Origin of the sequence: Marinobacterium iners, from assembly GCF_017310015.1 — a bacterium.
GTDB classification, from domain to species: Bacteria; Pseudomonadota; Gammaproteobacteria; order Pseudomonadales; family Balneatricaceae; genus Marinobacterium; species Marinobacterium iners.
The window spans coordinates 2,368,765-2,388,346 of the sequence record NZ_CP022297.1 but is presented as its reverse complement, the minus strand read 5'-3'; the positions used below and the strand labels follow the sequence as shown (position 1 = coordinate 2,388,346).

At 42.2% G+C, this 19,582-nt stretch carries 17 protein-coding genes; 12 read left to right on the top strand and 5 right to left on the bottom strand.

Annotated features, from left to right (window positions below; translation table 11 throughout):
- Window positions 1-123: 123 nt before the first annotated feature.
- The 3 genes from CFI10_RS11550 to CFI10_RS11540 all read left to right on the top strand — a co-directional run bounded on the left by CFI10_RS11550 (window position 124) and on the right by CFI10_RS11540 (window position 3,290).
- Window positions 124-2,532 carry a hypothetical protein gene (locus CFI10_RS11550; RefSeq protein ID WP_206834580.1) on the top strand — a complete coding sequence of 803 codons (2,409 nt, stop codon included), beginning with the start codon at window positions 124-126 and terminating at the stop codon, window positions 2,530-2,532.
- A 78-nt stretch (window positions 2,533-2,610) separates the two neighbouring features.
- Window positions 2,611-3,096 (top strand): hypothetical protein, encoded by a 486-nt coding sequence (locus CFI10_RS11545; RefSeq protein ID WP_206834579.1) that lies wholly within the window; start codon window positions 2,611-2,613, stop codon window positions 3,094-3,096.
- Complete coding sequence (locus CFI10_RS11540; protein WP_206834578.1) at window positions 3,093-3,290, top strand: hypothetical protein; 198 nt, start codon at window positions 3,093-3,095, stop codon at window positions 3,288-3,290. The genes CFI10_RS11545 and CFI10_RS11540 overlap by 4 nt, the downstream gene beginning before the upstream one ends.
- 911 nt (window positions 3,291-4,201) lie before the next feature.
- On the opposite strand, the gene CFI10_RS11535 is transcribed toward CFI10_RS11540, so the two are convergent.
- On the bottom strand, window positions 4,202-5,395 hold the full coding sequence (locus CFI10_RS11535; protein WP_206834576.1) for a hypothetical protein: 1,194 nt from the start codon (window positions 5,393-5,395) through the stop codon (window positions 4,202-4,204).
- 447 nt (window positions 5,396-5,842) lie between these two features.
- On the opposite strand from CFI10_RS11535, the gene CFI10_RS11530 reads away from it, so the two are divergent.
- Window positions 5,843-6,370, top strand: a complete 528-nt coding sequence (locus CFI10_RS11530) for a hypothetical protein (protein WP_206834575.1) — start codon at window positions 5,843-5,845, stop codon at window positions 6,368-6,370.
- Between the two features lie 48 nt (window positions 6,371-6,418).
- On the opposite strand, the gene CFI10_RS11525 is transcribed toward CFI10_RS11530, so the two are convergent.
- On the bottom strand, window positions 6,419-6,625 hold the full coding sequence (locus tag CFI10_RS11525) for a hypothetical protein (RefSeq protein WP_206834574.1): 207 nt from the start codon (window positions 6,623-6,625) through the stop codon (window positions 6,419-6,421).
- 134 nt (window positions 6,626-6,759) lie between these two features.
- Here CFI10_RS11525 and CFI10_RS11520 point away from each other — a divergent pair, with 134 nt between their 5' ends.
- The 3 genes from CFI10_RS11520 to CFI10_RS11510 are packed head-to-tail and all read left to right on the top strand — an operon-like array spanning window position 6,760 to window position 9,015.
- Window positions 6,760-7,353, top strand: a complete 594-nt coding sequence (locus tag CFI10_RS11520) for a hypothetical protein (protein WP_206834573.1) — start codon at window positions 6,760-6,762, stop codon at window positions 7,351-7,353.
- Window positions 7,354-7,372: 19 nt separating this feature from the next.
- Entirely contained in the window at window positions 7,373-8,341 is a 969-nt protein-coding gene (locus tag CFI10_RS11515) for a hypothetical protein (RefSeq protein ID WP_206834572.1), read from the top strand.
- Between the two features lie 11 nt (window positions 8,342-8,352).
- On the top strand, window positions 8,353-9,015 hold the full coding sequence (locus CFI10_RS11510) for a hypothetical protein (RefSeq protein WP_206834571.1): 663 nt from the start codon (window positions 8,353-8,355) through the stop codon (window positions 9,013-9,015).
- Here the strand turns inward: CFI10_RS11510 and CFI10_RS11505 are convergent.
- Window positions 8,996-9,577, bottom strand: a complete 582-nt coding sequence (locus tag CFI10_RS11505; protein ID WP_206834570.1) for a hypothetical protein — start codon at window positions 9,575-9,577, stop codon at window positions 8,996-8,998. The two genes, CFI10_RS11510 and CFI10_RS11505, sit on opposite strands and share 20 nt — an antisense overlap.
- Before the next feature lie 187 nt (window positions 9,578-9,764).
- Window positions 9,765-11,624 carry a recombinase family protein gene (locus tag CFI10_RS11500; RefSeq protein ID WP_206834569.1) on the bottom strand — a complete coding sequence of 620 codons (1,860 nt, stop codon included), beginning with the start codon at window positions 11,622-11,624 and terminating at the stop codon, window positions 9,765-9,767.
- A gap of 6 nt (window positions 11,625-11,630) precedes the next feature.
- On the opposite strand from CFI10_RS11500, the gene hrpA reads away from it, so the two are divergent.
- The 5 genes from hrpA to CFI10_RS11475 all read left to right on the top strand — a co-directional run bounded on the left by hrpA (window position 11,631) and on the right by CFI10_RS11475 (window position 18,597).
- Complete coding sequence (hrpA, locus tag CFI10_RS11495) at window positions 11,631-14,681, top strand: ATP-dependent RNA helicase HrpA (protein WP_242529972.1); 3,051 nt, start codon at window positions 11,631-11,633, stop codon at window positions 14,679-14,681.
- Between the two features lie 321 nt (window positions 14,682-15,002).
- A complete protein-coding gene (locus CFI10_RS11490) occupies window positions 15,003-15,977 on the top strand; it encodes a porin (RefSeq protein WP_206834565.1) in 975 nt (324 codons plus the stop codon).
- Between the two features lie 192 nt (window positions 15,978-16,169).
- On the top strand, window positions 16,170-16,874 hold the full coding sequence (locus CFI10_RS11485; protein WP_091823662.1) for an MlaA family lipoprotein: 705 nt from the start codon (window positions 16,170-16,172) through the stop codon (window positions 16,872-16,874).
- Between the two features lie 71 nt (window positions 16,875-16,945).
- A complete protein-coding gene (locus tag CFI10_RS11480; protein ID WP_091823659.1) occupies window positions 16,946-18,115 on the top strand; it encodes a PP2C family protein-serine/threonine phosphatase in 1,170 nt (389 codons plus the stop codon).
- A complete protein-coding gene (locus CFI10_RS11475; RefSeq protein WP_091823656.1) occupies window positions 18,112-18,597 on the top strand; it encodes an STAS domain-containing protein in 486 nt (161 codons plus the stop codon). Before CFI10_RS11480 ends, CFI10_RS11475 begins: the two co-directional genes overlap by 4 nt.
- A 19-nt stretch (window positions 18,598-18,616) precedes the next feature.
- On the opposite strand, the gene tal is transcribed toward CFI10_RS11475, so the two are convergent.
- On the bottom strand, window positions 18,617-19,564 hold the full coding sequence (tal, locus tag CFI10_RS11470) for a transaldolase (RefSeq protein WP_425270395.1): 948 nt from the start codon (window positions 19,562-19,564) through the stop codon (window positions 18,617-18,619).
- Window positions 19,565-19,582: the final 18 nt, after the last annotated feature.

Below are 19,582 nucleotides of genomic sequence, written 5' to 3'. Positions count from 1 at the left end.
ATTTTCAGACGAAGAAAAAACAAAAAATAAAGAGTTGGCTATAAAAGCTTACTATGCTTTTGCAATCCCTTTTATAATTTTAGTAGTGGCTTTCATCATTAAAACATTTTAATGGTGAATGCTATGAAAAAAATCTTCTTACTACTTTCAACTTTAATCGTTAGCTTTACTTCAGCAGAACAAGCCATCGATCCAAATCTATCTACTGAATGTTCTCAGTATCAACAAGATCTAATCTCTTCAAATGAAGGGAAGTCTTCTTATGAAGTATCTAAGAATACAATGATCGGTGCTGGGAAATGTATCTCTTCTGAGTTAGATAATTTCGCTGTAATAAAATCAGTTACAAAAGAGCTATTCCCTGAAAGTTCATCAGGTTCATTAGCAATTCTTGGAACATACGGAAATGATTTAGCAGGCGAAAATGTTGTTCAGCATGGAAAGGAAGCAGGGGGTAAGAGTCTACTTGAGAAGTTGCTTGTAGCCTTCTTCAGCACTCTATTCACTGTTCTTGTTGGTGTTCTGTTGTTCACTCATGCAGGTTCATTAGTAGACTTGGCGAGATTCAAGAGAAGGGATGTAAAGAAGGAAGCCTTGCTTACAGGTGTTCAGGGTGGTGTCTCGATCATTCTATTGGCTCCTCTTTTTGGCGGTATACCGTTGATCGTCTACTTGATTGTAGGCGCTGCGATTATCGGTCTGGCTATCTTCTATGTCTTCTTAACCATTTTCACGTTATGGATGGTTCCTGAATCATTTGAAGATACAGATATAGTGAAGACTATTGAGTCTGATCTTCGTGTTCAGGTTGATACATTGATTGAGAATTCTTTGTCTATTCAGACTTGCGACATAACGAGCAGAAAGAACCTTCAGGTGCTGGAAGCCAATACATTGTTCTACAACAGCAAGAACAAGGTTCAAGACTACGAGAAGAGTAAGACTCAACAGTGTTTGACCAACACTAAGAAAGCTCCTCAGAGCTGGAATGGTGAGATTGCAGTTCTTCAGGACGATTACAGCTATACATCTAAAGAGTGTTTCTACGATAGCAGTGTTGTCTATGAATACGAGTGCGGTAGGACTCTTGCCAATCTCCAAAGCTCAGAATCTATCAATACTGATCTCATTGAGTTCTATAAGAAATACAACGACTACTATCAGCTCAAGGTGAGAGAAGTAGCAAATGCATTGGTTGAATTCACTTGTGCGACAAGGGACGACTTAGACAGCAAGAATGACCCTTACAACTATCAGCGATACTGTGCCGATCAGGACATTACAGGGCACTTCAAGGCTACTGAATCAGGTGACATAGCAACTTATGAGAAGAGCGATTCAATAGAACTTGCTGATGTGTCTGCCCAACTCCAGAACTTGAAGGACGAGTTTTACAACGAGTTCTTGTCCATTGCGAAGGCTGCGGCGAAGACGGAAGTGACTTACACAATGAGCAGGCAAGACCTTCTCAATCTTGGAACTTCAATAGTCTATATGTTCGAGAGGGAGAGTCGTTATGAACAACAGTATGCTGAATCTATCAAAAGAGCATTTAACGGCTTGCAAGTGAAACCAGAGCAATTGGTTAGCTTTGCCAACAAAACGATTCCAACACAGGAATCAGGGCTTAGAAGAGACAATCTATCTAACACTCTACAGAAAGATGAGAAGCTTGAAGAGAATCTTAAGACAATAATTAATTCTTCTTCTGAGAGTGCTGAAAGTTCTTTAGATTTTATTGGATTTGATATTGAAAAAATCACAATAGGAAACTTGCTTGAATGTAATGAAAAGGAATGTGATAAAGCTCCTGTATTTGCACCAAAATTATACGCAGACTATGCAGGAGAGGTTATGCAATTCAGTAGTAAAGTCTACCTTTCTGCTATTGCTATAGAGGCCACACTCAAGGCAGGAGGAATGGCAGTTGATGGATTAAAACAAAGTGCAATCATTGTAAACGCACTTAAGACTTTAGATTCTATTAAGGCTTACTCATTTTTGTCACTTATCATATCTGTATCGTTTGAGTTATTAATTGTATCAACAATAGTGGCATTCGTTTGTTTTGGATTGCTTGTATATATAATGAATGTTGTTAAATCAATATTTGAAATTCCAATAATGATAGTCTTCAGAACTTTGTTCAGTCAAACCGAAACATTCAATACATCAGATATAACGAAGCGATTCGTGTATATATTGGTAAAACCTGCTTTGATTGGATTGTCTTTGATGGTGATATTTATCTTAATGAGCTTTATTGTTTCAATCATAAGTGTTTCATTGGTTAGTGTATTAGATTTGTTCATATCTACAACAAATATTGTATCTCAGTTTATTTCATTTGTTGTCCAAGTAATTGTTTTCATGATTATGCTATATATAGCAATCAAAGAAGGTAAGCAGCTTTCAGCTACGATTGAAAGATCATTGGGAATAGAAGTGCATACATTTGATTATTCAGAGATGTTGGTTGGAATATTGGTTACACACTTGATATATAACAAATCAAATATTAGTAAAATATAACGACACATTAACTATATATATTGACTTTATATTGAATTGATCATATATTATATATATAGGACAATAAAAGAGGTTTTTATGAATTATAAAAAAATGGTTGGTATTGGAGCCGTGTTACTGTCATTTGCAGGTTCAAATGTAAGTGCTGAAATTATCAAATATGAAGCTTACAACAGAGCAACAGGTAAATATAACGAGCATGTGAATTTTACAGGTGAAGACATTCCCTTGAATGATACTTCATGGGTTGTTAGAGGTTATCCATTGAGCTATGAGAAAGGAGCTTCTACAGCCGATGTAAAAGTGCTATTTGATGATAATGGATATCTTAGTGTCTATACATTAGACGGTAATCCAATTGATAGTTTTAAATTTCACAGATTTACAATTGCTGAATTTGGCGGTTATAAACATTACAGATTCAATAAGAACAACTATTTGGTTTTTGCTATGAATGTTGTTGACACTGAGAATCCTGAAGAATGGCAATTTGTAATTGGTGATAGTGGAAAGATTATTTATAAGTTGGAACTCGAAAAAATAGATGATGAGGTGTTGAAATGAATAGAAACGGAAGGAGTTTAAAAGATTATGAAGATTTTGTTAATGGTCTTTATGTGGTACTCATGGTGTCAACTGTAGGATTTGTAATATTAACTTTTACAGTTGGTAGTGTTATTCTTTTTTATAATGGGATTGATGATTTTGGAATTGTTGAATCATTCAGGAAGGTCTACATTGAACCTTTCTTTGGTTAAAATGGATATCAGAGTTTGGGGTAAGTTGGGGTGAAAAGACTGATTCAGAAATGTTTCGGTCTTTTTTTTGTCCTTTCTACTGCCTTGTTTCAACGATTGTCATAGCTGGTTTTGTTATGTTGCTATCGCAACTATTCGCTTCGCTCTGTTAGGGAATCATCTTAACTCTCAAAATTAGCCATTTAAGCCCCTGTTTTGTTTTTCCTAACCACTTGCCTATGTTCAACCATTTACCCTTCTTAAAATTGAAATTAGAGCGGGTATTTTTGATATTTATAGTTGTTTTGTCTCTCTGGTACTACCCTCACAATCATTCTTTGCCCCTGTAAGCCGTTTTTATCAATCACAACAAGCAAATACATATCAGAAATGTAATTCAAGCTGTATGAGGCTATTTGGCACTATCCCTGAAGCTACAACCCAACTTCAACAACAATGTGCGAAGCACAACAAAGATTCAGATATAGCCTTAACTATCATCCAAGCTTCACTTAGTTGATCATCATCCCACCAAGACATAAAAAATGTTCTTCCAAGTGGTCGAGTTTTAACTTGACCTATTTAAGAGTTATTTACCTCTATTATTTAATAATTATTTAAGGGATTTTTTCGACCCTTAATTTTCTTAGTGTTTATGCGGGTTTTTTGGGTGTTGAAAAAAATAAAAGGTGTAGGGTTTACGGAAAAAGGTGTAGGCTTTACGGAAAAAAGGTGTAGGCTTTACGGGAAGGGGTGTAGGGTTTACGGAAAGGTGTTCGCTTGTCGGAAATAAAAGGTGTAGGGTTTACGAGAAGGTTGTGCTATATCAATAATAGTTTTTCCTTTAAATAATGTTTTTTTAATTTTTGGTGTAGGGTTTACGGATGAAATATTGCGGTATGTTCATAAATAAAAATAAACCTTTAAAAGGTTTATTTGTTTCTTTTTATATAGAATTTGAAGTTTCCCTTATCTATTCGTTCTTTTTTTATGAACTTTAAGTATTTTTTTTCTTCTAATGAAGACAATGCTTTGTTGAAGATTCTATTTGTCTCTTTAAATTCCTTTCTTTTCATATCTGTGACTTCGATGAAGTTCTGCATTGTGAATGAAACTACTTCATTGTCAGGTAGTGATTCAATATATAAATACAAAGCTTGTTCCCAGTCACTCATCTTTCTCATTAAGCTGATAGATGGAAACTTATTGTGTCCAACATATCTAATATTTTTAGCGAATTTTGAATCAATCTGGAATGTGATAGTTTCTTCTAAATAATCAATTTCAGTCGCACTACATACAATAAAATTAATATCTTTTTGAATAGCTCCAGTGTTCTTGTCGTAAACCTTGCTGCTTATTTTAAAGTTTCTAATTTTTATGGCAAGTAATTCGTAATGGGTCTGATTAACTCTTTTTATTTTACTTATTTCATTAATTGCTTCTTGAGTGGTTATTTTTCCGAAGTCTAAGTTTCTTTTTATTTCTTCGACTCTTTTCATTTCCTTATCATTGAATCTTTTTCTATCTGCCTTATCAGCAATAAAGCTCAAATTGTCCAATTCACTAAAAGTCATTGTGACTGTGTTGATGTCTTTCTTTTCAGTTATTGAATCATTGTTTATCTTATTTAATACACTAAGAAATAAAAAGAAATCAGTCCCATAATCAAACATATTGGAGCTAATAGTTACATATTTCTTATCTCTTACAATACGAGTCTTTTCTTTAACATTAAGACCGTTATTGTAAGAAGAAGTCGCAGTGTTATTTAGAAATAATACACTTAAAGGAGGGGCTTCAGCAGAAGTAGGGGAGTGAGCCAATCCGAACTCAACACCTGCTCCGAGATCTTTCAGAATCTCTTTATCTGTTTTGCTGGAAGGTTTCTTGGCTGGAGTTGTCGCTTTTCTATTAGAGTGATTTTCAGCATTCATAGATATCATGTCGTCTACTGAGAAATCTTCTTCTGCTTCTCTGTTCTTTCTTATGATCTCTCCTTCTATAGCCTCTTCTTCCTGAGCTATCTTAGTAGACCTTTCTTTTGAAGTAATTTCTCTTTGTTTGTGTTGTTCTATCTCTTCGTCTGTAAAGAAATCATAATCGTCATTAAAAATATCATTCATTGTTGTCCTCGTGTTAGTTGTTGGGAAAAAAACAGCCTTTCGGCTGTTAAAAGGTGAACGTTTAATTAGTTCAAGTTTAGTATTTCTTCAATCATATTCATTGTAACTAAAGGTTGTCCGTTAGAGTCATATCTATCAAAAGATCTAACTTCACCATTATTGTATTCGTAAACGTCGATTGTGTCATTTTTAACAAATACAGTTGAATTATTGTTATTGAAACCGTTTAATTCATTTCTTAAAATTGTTGTGTTCATATTAGCCTCTTTATTTATTTTTGTTATCTTATATTATTAATATAACCCATATTAAATATATGTCAATGATTAATTAAATATTTTTTAAATATATTTTAAATATTTTTCAATGATTGATTAAATATTGTGATTATTTCTACATTCATGGCTTTTATTTTATTTGGTGTACGTTATCATATGGATATCTTAGGTGAGAGATGAAGTTATGGAATTTGTTAATATTATCAATTCAATTAAAGAATCAGTTATTAAAGAATCACCAGATACACTCTTTCAGCTTTTCTCATATGATGGTCTTGGTTTGAATGAGATGGTTAGTCTTGAAGGCTTCAAGAACGATTCTGAGAAGGAAAAAGTCTCAGAAGCTCTAAGAACACAGATTGCTATAGAACAGCCTCAGTTCGTCATTTCAGTATGTATTGGCTTGTTCAATCCAATCCAGTTCAGCAAGAAGAAGAAGGACAAGAGAGAAGTCCTGATCATTGTTATAGAGAACAATGAGGGTGTGTATGAGATTCAGAATTTCTATATCAATCGCTCTAAGAAGAAAATTCTTGGTCTATCTCCAGCATGGAACTATGACAAGGCAACGATTGAAGAGAACAACTTCACTATGGCTGGTGTCTTGTGTGGCTGGTATCAGAGCTTGGAAGAGATCTATGAATACATACGGCAGGGGCAGATAAAGGCGAGTAGGGAAGGGTTCAGTTTCAATTAAGACACAATGATTAGATAAAAAAGAAAGGGAGCATTATGACTCCCTTTTTTAATTTCCGAATGTAAATCCTGTCAAATCCACTCCAACAATTTGTGCATAGAAAGCAGCTAACCATAAAAATCCTTTATCGGTATTCATAATTATTACGAGAGCAGGCATTATTGTAATTAACAAATAAATCACTAATCCTATTGGTGGCACATCCCAAAATAATATTCTTTTTTCTTCAAGCCAAAATTCTTTTAATCTATTCATAATATTCCCCTTCTATTTTCTTTAATTGTATACCAATTAAAAATAAAATCAATATATATAATATATACAGTGTTGACATATTATAATGATATGGTAATTTTTTAGTAAAGGACAAAAATAATAAGAGGTTTATTATGACTAATTTACAAAGAATAACAATTTCAGCAATTTTTGCTTTATCTATCCCAGCATATTTATCTGCGAATACTGCTCATGCTGCCAATGTTTCATATGGTTCAGCTTGGAGTGTTCAGAATGTAGGTGGGAATGTTGCTAGGGTGATTCCAGCTAATGGAACTGGAGTTACCTTCGTTGATGAAAGTGTTTTAAGCAATAAAAACTTATCTCAGTATCCGATCTACGGTTGTGCAAAGGTTGGATATTCAATGAACATTACTAATGCTAATGGTTTCAAGATAGGGGTTATTAATCCAACTAAGAATTATGGTTATCGCTACAACTTAAGTTCATACGGATTCTCAGTTGATTTTAGAGTTTCAGCTTCAGACCCTGCTTTCAGCTCTGGTTTGTGGAATGTATCTAATAGAAAACCATTAACTTATTTTGATAAGAACGATGTTTTAAGAATGAGAAGTGATTGGGACCAATTCATTATGTTTTATGCATATGCTGATAATAGTGGTACTCCTAACGTAAAAGCATTTAATGACACTGCTTTCTGGAGCAAAGTATGTGGATCTAACATGGCTCCAGTATTCAACAAATAACAATAAGAGAGGCTTAAATATGAATAATTCAATTAAATTAATAGTGGTTTCGATACTTGCTTGCTATGTCTCCATAGCATCAGCAAGAGAATCGTTATCAGCAATATCTATAAATAATGATGCTATAAATAGCAAAAAATTCACTTCTGTAGTTGAGGGTGTAAAGGCTAAGTTAGGTTCAGAATATCAAAATGAAAACTATGATCCTTACACTAATGCTTATGACGATGGTACGGAATTCACAAAAACTTGGACTAACTACACATATAAGAAAGTGGTCGTTGGTGGTGAAACAAAGTATGAAGTTACTTATACCTTTTCAGAAGGTGCTATATCTAAGAACTTACTAAATACAAAAATAATGAACAGTGTTGATATGGCTTACAATGAAAATCAATTAACTGTGATTCAGGATTCTATATTCCCTGACGATAGTCTTTTCACTACTGCGCCTCCTACACCAGAAAATGTATATTATGGTATGGCTGAAGGTGGGGAGACTTTAAATATATCTGTTGCTCAAATTGATGGAATGTTATCAGGTAAAGGTTTCAAGTTTGCAGACAAAGATACATTAAAGACAAAAGATTTATCAGTTTATCCAGTGTATGGTTGTGCAAGAGTTGGTTATCCAATGAACATAGCCAATAAGAATGGAGACACTATTGGAACAATAGATACAACAATCGGATATGGTTATAAGAAGGATTTCAGCAAATATGGATTCTCAGTAGATTATGAAGTAACACCAATTCCTTATTATGAAGAAGGTGTATGGGATACATCTAAAAGATTTCCTGTTACTTATTTCGACAAAAACGATGTTCTTGTAACAGCTACTGAGTGGGATCAATTCGTCTTATTCTATGCTCATGCTGATAAGGACTATTCCTCTTTTACTTCAGTATATGATAATAATCAATATATAATGAAAGACAGTACGTTTTTAGAAAAGGTGTGCGGTAAAGATATTTCGTCTGTGTTATAAAAGGAGGTCTTATGAAAAAATATCTATTTTTAATGTTTATTTCAATTTCCAGCATTACTCATGCTGGTCAATACGATGCTATAAGCTCGAATAATGATACTTTGAATCAGAAAAGATATGGAGCGGTTCAAGAAGAAATACAGGGCAAGTTAGATGTTTACTATGTCAATTCTCATAATGTAAAAGCCATGAAAGAAGGAGCAAAGGTAAAGACTGATACGACAAATGCTCAACTTATTTCAGCTAAGAGAACTGTCGTTGATCGAAAGGGCAGTGCTATTCACGAAAAATGGACTAACACTTATATGACTCTGACAAAAGAAGTGGAATCCAACTCAGGTCAGATGTTCAACTTTGATATGTCTACAAGTGAATGGACTGAAACTGTTGATGTCTACAAAGACGAACAGGGTAATGTCATTACAGCTTATGAGTATGCAACTATTACAATTCCTTTTGACTTAACAGGTTCTACGACTTCTACTACTGGATCTACTTCAGGAAGCGGCTCTACAGGCTCTACAGGCGGTTCTGGTGGTTCTACGACAACAACCTACTCATTAGCCAACTGCACTCCAACTTCAGCCCCATACTCGCTTACAGGGAGTGTCACCTTGAAGTATTACTATGTCTGTGACGGTAAGAAGGTCTGGTTCAATGAGCCACTGAAGTAACCAAAGCCTCTCTTACAAGAGGCTTTATTCTTTCCCCTGTAAATCTTCCTGTTTCGTCCCTTCTGAACACAACACAATCTTCAGACTTCAATTCTTTCATGATGTGAGTGATTGTTGTGTCGCCACTCCACTCAATAACCTTCTTGGTCGTTAGATTCGTCTTGTAGTCCTTCAGCAATCCAGCCTCAACTATCTTCTTGAACTGAAAAGGAGAGTAGAGGTGATAGACATTCTTGATCCATTCCTCAATATTATCCATTCCTTTTCTGTTCAAAATTCTAATCGGTATTTCTGTAGTGAGGTCATACATGAAATAGACCAGTGTGAACAGCTCAAAGGGTTCTATCTTCAAGCAAAATGAATTTGGCGAATTATAGGGGCTATCGTCAAATGTCAGATGAGGAAGTTCAGGGTAATGGAAAAGGGCTTCTTCGATAGGAAGGCCAGCAAACTTTATTACATTACCTTCACAAGTGAATTCTTCACCGAAATGATTCTGGTTGGTGAACTCAATGAAGAATTTATAATTGCAGTTTTCATTAACAATGTTTAGATAATTCATTGTCAATGTATCCTGTTTTGTGAATGAATTATTATTATATTATTAATCAATGGCACGTCAATGGGTATTAAATGATTGATTAAATATTTATCAATGAGTGATTAAATATTTTTTAATGATTTATCAATGATAATTCAATTATTTTCTAATGTTAGGGTATGGAAAGCCCCTGTTCAGGAGCTTTTCGTTATGATGCTTTTTGTTGTTCTAATTCTTTTCGAGTTAGTTCAGCCATTTTGTCTGAATTCATTGTTTTTCTAATGTCATCAATTTCTTCTAATGAAAGTGATAGGTCTTGTTTGGTTAGCAGTCGTGTTGTCTGCTTCCTTGTTAATCCTTCATCAATCTGTCGTTGAAAGATATACTTTGTGATTCTTGTATCAATAACCCTTTTATATTTTTCTAAAAATTTATCCGTATTTGTAATATGAATATTATCTAGATCAACAGGTCTTCTTGCAGGACTTCTTTCTAATCCATTTGCATGAGGATTGTCATACTTTTTCAGCAATAGATCTGGTAAGTATTCATGTGTAACAATCTCATAATCAGCATCTTTAATACGAATGAATATATATTTGTTATAGAATTGAATGTATTCAATCTCGTTTCTAATTATAAGATTAAATTTTTCTCTATTCAGTGGGTCGTCAAGATTGAACGAATTATCAATATTGAAGATTCTCACTCGATTCAGGCGGTTAGTATCTTCTGCTATTTGTAGATTTATATCTTCTATTTCTTCTGCAATCTGGTTTATTCGCTCAACTGTTCTTGATATGAAGCCAATGTCTTTTGCTGTTTCAAGAGCAATCTCCAGATTCTTCTGTATCTGCTTTAAGTTGTTCGCTTTGTTTTTTAGATTGTTAACTTCAGAAGGCTTTTCATCTATGTTCTGAATGTCTTCAAGAAACTCTTTAGATTTGAAGTATGTCAGAATCTTCTCTTCAAACTTATCATATATGATATAGCTGTTGGTGCATGGATGCTTGGGATTCATGCAGCACAAATATTTAGCCTTTATATTATATACGCTTCCGCATTTGCGGCAGAAGGTTAGATGTCTGAATAGATTCTTAAATGAACCTTTCCTTCCTTTCAGCTTTACAGTAGAAGCTCGTTTCTGGAATGTGCCTTGAGTGGCATGAAATGTGTCTAAATCAATTATTTGAGGATAGTAATTATCAATAGGTTCTCCATTAGGTATATCAATCCTCATTCCTGATTCGATTTGTTCCAATAACTCAGGGTCATTCCTCGCATGTTCTTCTCTCGCTCTGGTGACAGGCTGATATATTCCACAAACAGCAATATTTCTTAGAAGATTGCTTACGGCAGTATATGTCCAGACTTCACTATCACTGAACGGCTTGATACCTTCTCGATTGAGGTAATGAACAATTCTCCTGACTCCAAGCTTGTCATGGAGCTTCATCTTAAAGATATGTTCAATAATGGCTCTATTTTCAGGAGGGCAGATAAAGCCGGATTCGTCTTCATTAAGCTCCAACCAAGTAGGCTTCACACCTTTCTTAAAGAGTCGTTTTCTTTTCCGTGTTTCATCTAAGTAGAACTCAAATGTCTTGAGTATTCGTTTACTCTTTTGCTCTGACTCCAAGCGGCCAAGGTATAGGCCAGATGTGATCTGGATAGAGTTGGCAAGGTCGTTGTCTTCCCACCACCAGAGCACCAGATTGAATTTCACAATAGCAACGTTGATTTTGTGATCACGCAGCTCGTCAAAAATTTTCTGACCTTTTCTGATACCTAATCGTGAGATTCGGTCTACTGCCTCAACAACAAGAAGGGAATCGGGTTCAATCTTTCCTTCCCTGACAACCTGAAGGAATCCACCTAGACCAGCATCTTTCTTCACATTCTTCGGATAGAATGCTGAAGTTCCGGCATCCTCGAAAATGTCAGCAATCTCATATTCGGGGTATTGAGCCAAGAATTCTTTGGCAAGCTCGGTCTGTCGCAGAAGACCCTTACCGAACTTCGCCTGTTTCTCTTTTGATACACGACTGTATAAATACGCTTTTTTCATATGCTTATGACAAATTATTCTAACGAATCTCAGATCCTCGGTTTCTCGAAAGATCAGGAGTGGGAATACGAGCTAGTCCCTGAAGGCACTCCCGAAGACCCTGACTATGAGTATGTCGAGCCTGACGATTCTGAAGAAATTTATGTATGGCAGGAGTCTATCACCAAGGGAACCAAAAATAGAAGAATCATCCTGTCTACAAATGTTGCTGAAACATCGCTGACTGTGCCGGGTATCCGTTATGTGATTGATCCCGGTCTGGCGCGTATCTCTCGCTACAGCTATCGCTCCAAAGTGCAGCGACTTCCGGTTGAGGCCGTATCCCAGGCCAGCGCCAATCAGCGCGCTGGTCGTTGTGGTCGTGTGGCGCCGGGTATTTGTGTCCGCCTCTATTCCGAGGAAGACTTTCTCGGTAGACCCGAGTTTACCGACGCCGAGATTCGGCGCACCAATCTGGCAGCTGTTATCTTGCAGATGTTGCAGCTCAAGTTGGGGGATGTCCGAGACTTCCCGTTTGTTGATCCGCCCGATAGTCGCATGGTCAATGATGGCTACAAGCTGCTGGAGGAACTGGGCGCTGTCGACAGTTCACGCAACCTGACACCGATTGGGCGGCAGCTGGCAAGGCTGCCCGTGGACCCGCGCATCGCGCGCATGGTGATCGAGGCCGGCCGGCTGGATGCGTTGCGTGAGGTGATCATAGTTGCCAGTGCACTCAGCGTACAGGATCCGCGTGAGCGCCCGCATGACAAACGCCAGGCTGCAGACCAGAAGCACAAGGAACACAGTGATGAAGAGTCTGATTTCGTCTCGCTGGTCAATCTGTGGGATCTGTACAATGAACAGCGCGAAGCGCTCAGCCAGGGCCAGTTGCGGCGCTGGTGTCAGAAAAGCTTTCTTTCTTTCATGCGTCTGCGTGAATGGCGTGATGTACACCGCCAGCTGCACCTGAGCATCCGTGAGTTGGGCCTGAAGGAAAATACCGAGCCAGCGGATTACAAGGCGATGCATTGTTCCCTGCTGGCTGGGCTGCTAAGCCAGATCGGTTTCAAACAGGAGAAAGGCGAGTATCTGGGTGCGCGTAACCGTCGCTTCAAGATATTTCCGGCTTCGGGGGTGTTCAAGAAAGCTCCCAAGTGGGTCATGGCGGCAGAGTTGCTGGAAACCAGTCAGCTGTTTGCACATCAGGTGGCGCGGATTGAACCTGAATGGGTGGAAGCCCCGGCTCGGCATCTGATCAAGAAAACATGGATGGAACCGCACTGGGAGAAAAAGCGTGCTCAGGTTGTGGCGACTGAGCAGGTCAGCCTGTTCGGGTTGATCATTGTGCCCAAGCGCAAGGTCAACTATGGCGCCATCGATCCGGTTGCCTCCCATGAAATATTCATTCGCGCGGCGCTGGTAGAAGGTGAGTATCAAACGAGTGCCGCCTTCTTCCAGCATAACCGTGAACTGCTGGCCAGTGTCGAGGCGCTGGAGGACAAGTCACGCCGCCGCGACCTGTTGGTGGATGAGGAGCAGTTGTACGCTTTTTATGCCAAACGGTTTGAAGAGCTGAATGGCACTCATCTCGTCAATGGCAAGGGCTTTGAACACTGGCGCAAACAGGCCGAGCAGGATAACCCCGAAGCGCTGTTTATGCGTGAAGAGGATATCCTGCAGCGAGAAGCGGCTCATGTAACAGCACGCCAATACCCGGATCATCTGGATCTGGAGGGAGCCCGGCTTAAACTCAGCTACCAGTTTGAGCCAGGTGCCGAGGATGACGGCGTGACGTTGGAACTGCCCCTGGCACTGCTGCGTATCGCACCGCTGCAACGGCTGGAGTGGCTGGTGCCGGGGGTGCTCGCGGACAAGGTGACAGCGATTCTGAAGGGGCTGCCCAAATCATTGCGCAAGCACTATGTACCTGTACCCAATTATGTTGAAGCCTTTTGTGCTGCAGTGGTGTTTGCAGAGGGTGACCTGTACGAAGCATTGGCGCTTCAGCTGCTGCGCATGACCGGTATCCGAATTGATGCCGATACCCTGCGTGATGTAGAACTGGAGCCGCATCATCGATTCAACCTGCGCCTGCGTGACGAAAAGGATCGGGTCGTGGGGGAGGGGCGTGACTGGGACGCGCTTAACCGTCGCTTCGGTGACAAGGCTGAAGCGGCACTGCAGGCAGGGCCGTCACAACAATGGGGCAAAATCGGTATTACCGGTTGGGATTTTGGTGAGTTGCCTGCGTCATTGCGACTGCGTCAGGCAGGTGGTATCGAAGTCGAAGTCTGGCCTGCCCTGATTGATCGGCAGGACAGTATTGAACTTAAAGTAATGCCTTCTCCCGATCTGGCTCAGCAGGAAAGCCTGCTGGGCATCTGCCGACTGTTGCTGTTGTCACTGCCGGCACAACAACTCAAATACCTGCGCCGCGATATCCCGCAGCTGAACCAGAGTCTGATCCTGACCGGAAAGCTGTTTGAGCGCAAAAGGCTGGAAGATGAGGTTCTGCTGCTGGCAGCACGGCGTGCGTCCGGGCTTGACCCCGACAATCTGCCGCGTGATGAAAATCGCTTTGATGCCCTGCGTGAACAGATGCGAGGCAGTATTGCCGACGAAGTGGCGCAGATTGGTCAGTTTGTGCTGCAGTGTCATCAATCAGTGCACCGTATTAACAAACAACTGGGTGGCCGTATTAACCTGCAGGCTGTGCCTGTCCTGAATGATATTAAGCAGCAGTTGGCGGAACTGATGCATCCGCACTACCTTAGTCGTACAGAAGAGGAGTGGTTGCAACAGTATCCGCGCTATCTGCAGGCGATTGAAATCCGGCTGGAAAAATATCAGCGCGATCTCCGCCAGCAATGCCTGCTGTCAGATCAATTAAGCCAATTCTGGCAGCAATATAAAAAAAAGGAGCAGGAGTACCGGGCGCGCCATGAGTTACCGCAGGCCCTGAGTCGTTTTCGCTGGCTGCTGGAGGAATACAGAGTGTCCCTGTTTGCCCAGCAGCTGGGTACAAAAGTGACTGTTTCAGAGAAGCGCCTTAAACAGGCCCTGGCCGAGCTTTGAGTATTGTTATGACGGGGGTCAAAAACCCGTCCAGCCCTTGCGAGCAAAGGCTCTAAAGGGTTGCACCAGTGCGGTGCTTGTGCTGTAATGCCGCCAATTTAGGTGGTTGCTCAGCCGGACGCGAGCCATTCTCAGCAGAGAACCTTGCAAGGGAGGGCAGTTACCATGCAACATCGAACCGGTAAAAGTTTAAAAGTTATGGAACTTTTTGCTTTGATTGGTTTGCAATAATCTGGATTTATAGTATTTTTCTGATAGCGCTGATAGTGCTGAGAAAAACTAGAATTCACTACTAGTATGTTGAATGAAGGGGAAATGTTGATGAAAAAGTCACTGATTGCTCTGGCTGTTGCTGGTGCCATGACTGCTCCGATGGTCGCTCAGGCTGACGCTACTCTGTACGGTTCTTTCCGTGCCGAGCTGCACTCTGTAGATGATGCAGATCTGGACCTGAAAGACGGCTCTACCCGTATCGGTATCAAGGGTGATGTTGATCTGGGCCTGGAAAGCACCAAAGGTCTGTTCCACTGGGAAGCAAACGTAAACATCACTGATAAAGGTGGTTACGGTGCAGACATGTTTGCGCCGCGTTTGTCTTACCTGGGTGCTACCGGTAACTGGGGTACTGCCCTGGTTGGTCGTCAGTACCACCCGCACTACCTGCTCATCAACCTGACTACCGGTATCTTTGATACTGCTAGCAGCACTACTGGTGAGTGGAACCAGCTTGGTAACGATGTTCACAAGCGTGAAGACAATACTGTTGCATACCACTCTCCGGTAATGGGTGGCTTCCAGTTCATCGGTGGTGCTGTTATCGCCGGTAACAACGATGACGCTGACGGTGTTGCAGACAGCGAAGTTGACGGCTACAACGTAGCTGTTAAGTACAACGCTAACGACCTGTATGTTGCTGCTTCTTACGGTGATGTTCAGGAAGACGTATTTGGTACAGTAAGCGACAAGGAAACTTGGGGTGTTGCAGCTTCCTACAAAATCGCTGACTTTGGTCTGGCTGCCAAGTATGAAGAGCAGGAAGACGGTGTCAACGACGAAACTGCTTGGGAACTGGCTGGTACCTACGACATCGGTGCGACTCAGCTGATGGCTCGTTACTCTGACTACGAGAACGACGTCAACGGTGCTGAAGGCAACCAGTGGGCTGTTGGTGTAATGCACAAACTGGGTGGTAAAGGACGCGTTTGGGTTAACTACTTTGACTTCGATAGCGATGCTCAGAATGTTAACGCCAACTTCCGCGACGCCCTGGTTCTGGGTTACCGCGTAGATTTCTAATCTAAACATAGATTAGTATCTGGTATGAAAAGGCTCCTTCGGGGGCCTTTTTGCATTATTAGAGACATTATCACTCCTGAGTATATTTGCTTGAATGGCTGTTACTTGGCTTAGTTTAAGTGAGCTCATTTACTCTGTTTGCCCCCCGAGATAGAATTGCCCCATTGTCATGTCAGCTTTTAAGGATCGAGCATGCTGAAATCTGCACTGCGTACAGGGCTTCTGGTAACCGGTTTTTCACTGGCGGCTATTGCTGCCCCTTTGTCGGCGAACAGCGAAGTTGACCCTTGGGAAGGCTTTAATCGCCCGGTATTCAACTTCAATGAAGGCGTGGACAAGTATGCGTTGAAGCCGCTGGCGCAGGGATACCGTTATGTCACGCCTGACATTGCCGAAAAGGGCGTCAGTAATTTCTTCGATAACCTGAGCGATGTGCGCAATTTGCTCAACAATCTGCTGCAATTTAAGCTTGAGGCGGCCGGTCAGAGTTTTGCTCGCCTTACGTTCAACTCAACCTTCGGTCTGTTTGGTCTGATTGATGTGGCAACACCGATGGGAATAGCTCAGAAGCCTGAAGACTTCGGTCAGACGCTGGGTTACTGGGGCATGCCTTCGGGGCCTTATCTTGTGCTGCCGCTGCTGGGGCCAAGTAACCCGCGTGACGGTATTTCACTGCTCGCGGATAGTGCTGTCGACCCTGTACGCCAGGTCGGTGACACGTCTGACCGCAATGCGCTTTACGGTTTGCGCCTGATTGATACTCGCAGCCGGTTGCTTCAGGCTGAGCAGATCATCAGTGGCGACAAATACAGTTTTATTCGTGATGCGTATATGCAACGTCGTGAATATCAGATTAACGATAAAGCCGTTGATGTCGACTACAAGAACGACTTCTGATTCAGTTGCAACCGGGCGCGGTTGTGGCTACTGTTGAGACTCTTGATTTAGAGTCTCTTAATGGCTGATTAATGGGTCTACACCATCAGCGGGTGTTGCTGGTCTCAGACAGCACCCGCACCACCGATCGTATCTTCGAGCTCTGTGAGGAATGTGATCATCAGCGTCTGCGTCTGATTGTTTGTCGTGACACTGACGATGCCGATCAACAGCTCGACCACTATGATATCTCCCTGATAATTTTCGATCTTGCTTCTGTCGGCAGCAGCCTGTCGATGGATCGCATCGCACAGCGACTTAACCCCAAGCCACTTATCGCCCTGATCAATGAAGGCACGGCCGAGAGTTTGGTTGCTGCACTGCGCAGCGGGGCTGATGATGTTTACGTATCGGGCGAGCTGGATCTGCACCCTGAGTTGTTCGTTCGTTCGGTTGAGCGGCAATTGAAGCGGGCACGCTATATTGAGGAGGTGCGCAGTCTTCGTGACAGCCTTGAGCGCAGCCTGGATGAGCTGCGTGAGGATCAGCATGCTGCTCAGCAGGTGCAGCAGAATCTGCTTCCGCCTCAGCAACAGGATATCAATGGTATCGAGTACGCCTATGTGCTCCAGCCTTCCTTGCTGCTCAGCGGTGATTTTGTTGATGCCTTTGTTGTCAGTGACAAGTTGAGCCTGTTCTATCTGGCGGATGTATCCGGGCATGGGGCTTCATCGGCGCTGGTGACGGTGTTGCTGAAAAACATGACACACAGGCTGCTGCGTAACTACCGCCGTAATTCAAGCTTTGACATTCTGTCGCCTTCTGCCACGTTGCACCGCATTAATCGTGAAATGTTGCTGACTTCGCTGGGCAAGCATTTGACCATGTTTGTCGGTTTGATTAACCACGATACTCAAACCCTGAGCTATGCTGTAGGTGGTCATCATCCGCTGCCGATTTTGCTTCAGGATGGGAGGGTGCGTTTTCTGGAAGGGAGGGGTATGCCCCTTGGCTTGTTTGAAGAGCCGGTGTTTGATGAGTTAGAGTGTCCGCTTGGCGACAATTTTACACTGACTCTGTTCTCCGATGGTGTGCTTGAAGTGATTGATGGTGAAACGCTGGAAGATAAAGAGCAGGTGCTGCTGAATATGTGCAGTGCAAAATACGGGTCGCCAGCCGAGTTTTTGCAGAGTATGATGCCCGCCGGGCGGGGACATCCCGATGATGTGGCGATCATGACTGTACGCAGAGAGTCTTTATGAGTGATGGGGCGATCTATTACGCGTGCCGCGACGGGCACTACGTTCTGAAATTTGTAGGTGATGTGCGCCTGACCCTCTGCTCGACTATCGAGCGACACCTCGAAGCCGTGTTGGAGCGTGAAGATGTGTCAGATACGCTGGTTGACCTGACTGAAACTGACAACATCGACAGCACATCTCTTGGGTTGATTGCAAAGCTTGCGATCAAGGCGCGAGAGAAAGGAATGCCGTTGCCGACCTTGGTGTCCACCAACGGCGATATCACACGCATTCTCTACAGTATGGGGTTTGATCGCGTGTTTGTGTTGCTGGAGGAGTTGCCTACCAGCCGCTGTGACCTCAAGCAGGTGCCGTTTGTGCAGGAGTCTGAAGATGAAGTGCGCGAGCGAATTCTCGATGCTCACAAGGTGCTGATTGATCTGAACGAGTCCAACCGTAACGCCTTTAAGGATCTGGTCGCAACATTGGAGAGCTGCCGTTAAAGCCGCTCTCCTGCAACCGTCAGTGACCTGCCAGTAGTTGTTCCAGCTTGATCTGGTCCTTGGCAAAATTGCGAATCCCTTCTGCCAGCTTTTCCTGTGCCATTACATCTTCGTTCATATCCCAGCGGAAGTCGCTTTCGTTCAGGTGTAGGCGAGTATCATCACTGCTGCATTCAGCTGACAGCATGCGGTGCAGGGGCTGCTCAGTGCTGGCCAGTTCCTGCATCAGGGCGGGGCTGATCGTGAGTCGATCACAGCCTGCCAATGACTGGATTTCGCCGATATTGCGGAAACTGGCACCCATCACGACTGTATCGTAGTTGTGTGCTTTGTAGTAATGGTAGATTCGAGCCACTGATCGTACCCCCGGGTCACGCTGCAGGCTGAAATCAGCCTCTGGCTCTCGAGCCTTGTACCAGTCCAGTATGCGGCCAACAAAGGGTGAAATCAGATAAATGCCGGCATCGGCGCAGGCGCGGGCCTGAGCAAAGCCAAATAGTAAGGTCAGGTTGCAGTTGATGCCTTCCTGCTCCAGTTGACGGCCAGCTTCGATACCCTCCCAAGTGGAGGCAATCTTGATCAATACGCGTTCCCGGGGAATATCAAGGGCTTCGTACATGCTGATCAGCTCTCGCGCCTTGGCAACCGTAGCTGCCGTATCAAATGACAGGCGGGCATCAACTTCGGTAGAGACGCGTCCCGGTACCAGTTGAGTAATTTCACGGCCGATCAGTACGGCGAAGCGATCTGTCATCAGTCCGAACTGGTCGGTTGTGTTGGAGGTTTGTGCAGCAGCCCAGTTCTGTGCCTCCTTCAGCAGGGGGGTATATTTTGCATCCTGTGCGGCCTTGAGCAGCAGTGATGGGTTCGTGGTGGCATCGACCGGTGCAAACTGGCGGATGGCGTCGATGTCGCCGGTATCCGCCACCACGGTTGTTATCTGTTTCAATTGTTCAAGCTGGTTCATCAAATCTAGTCCTGTAAA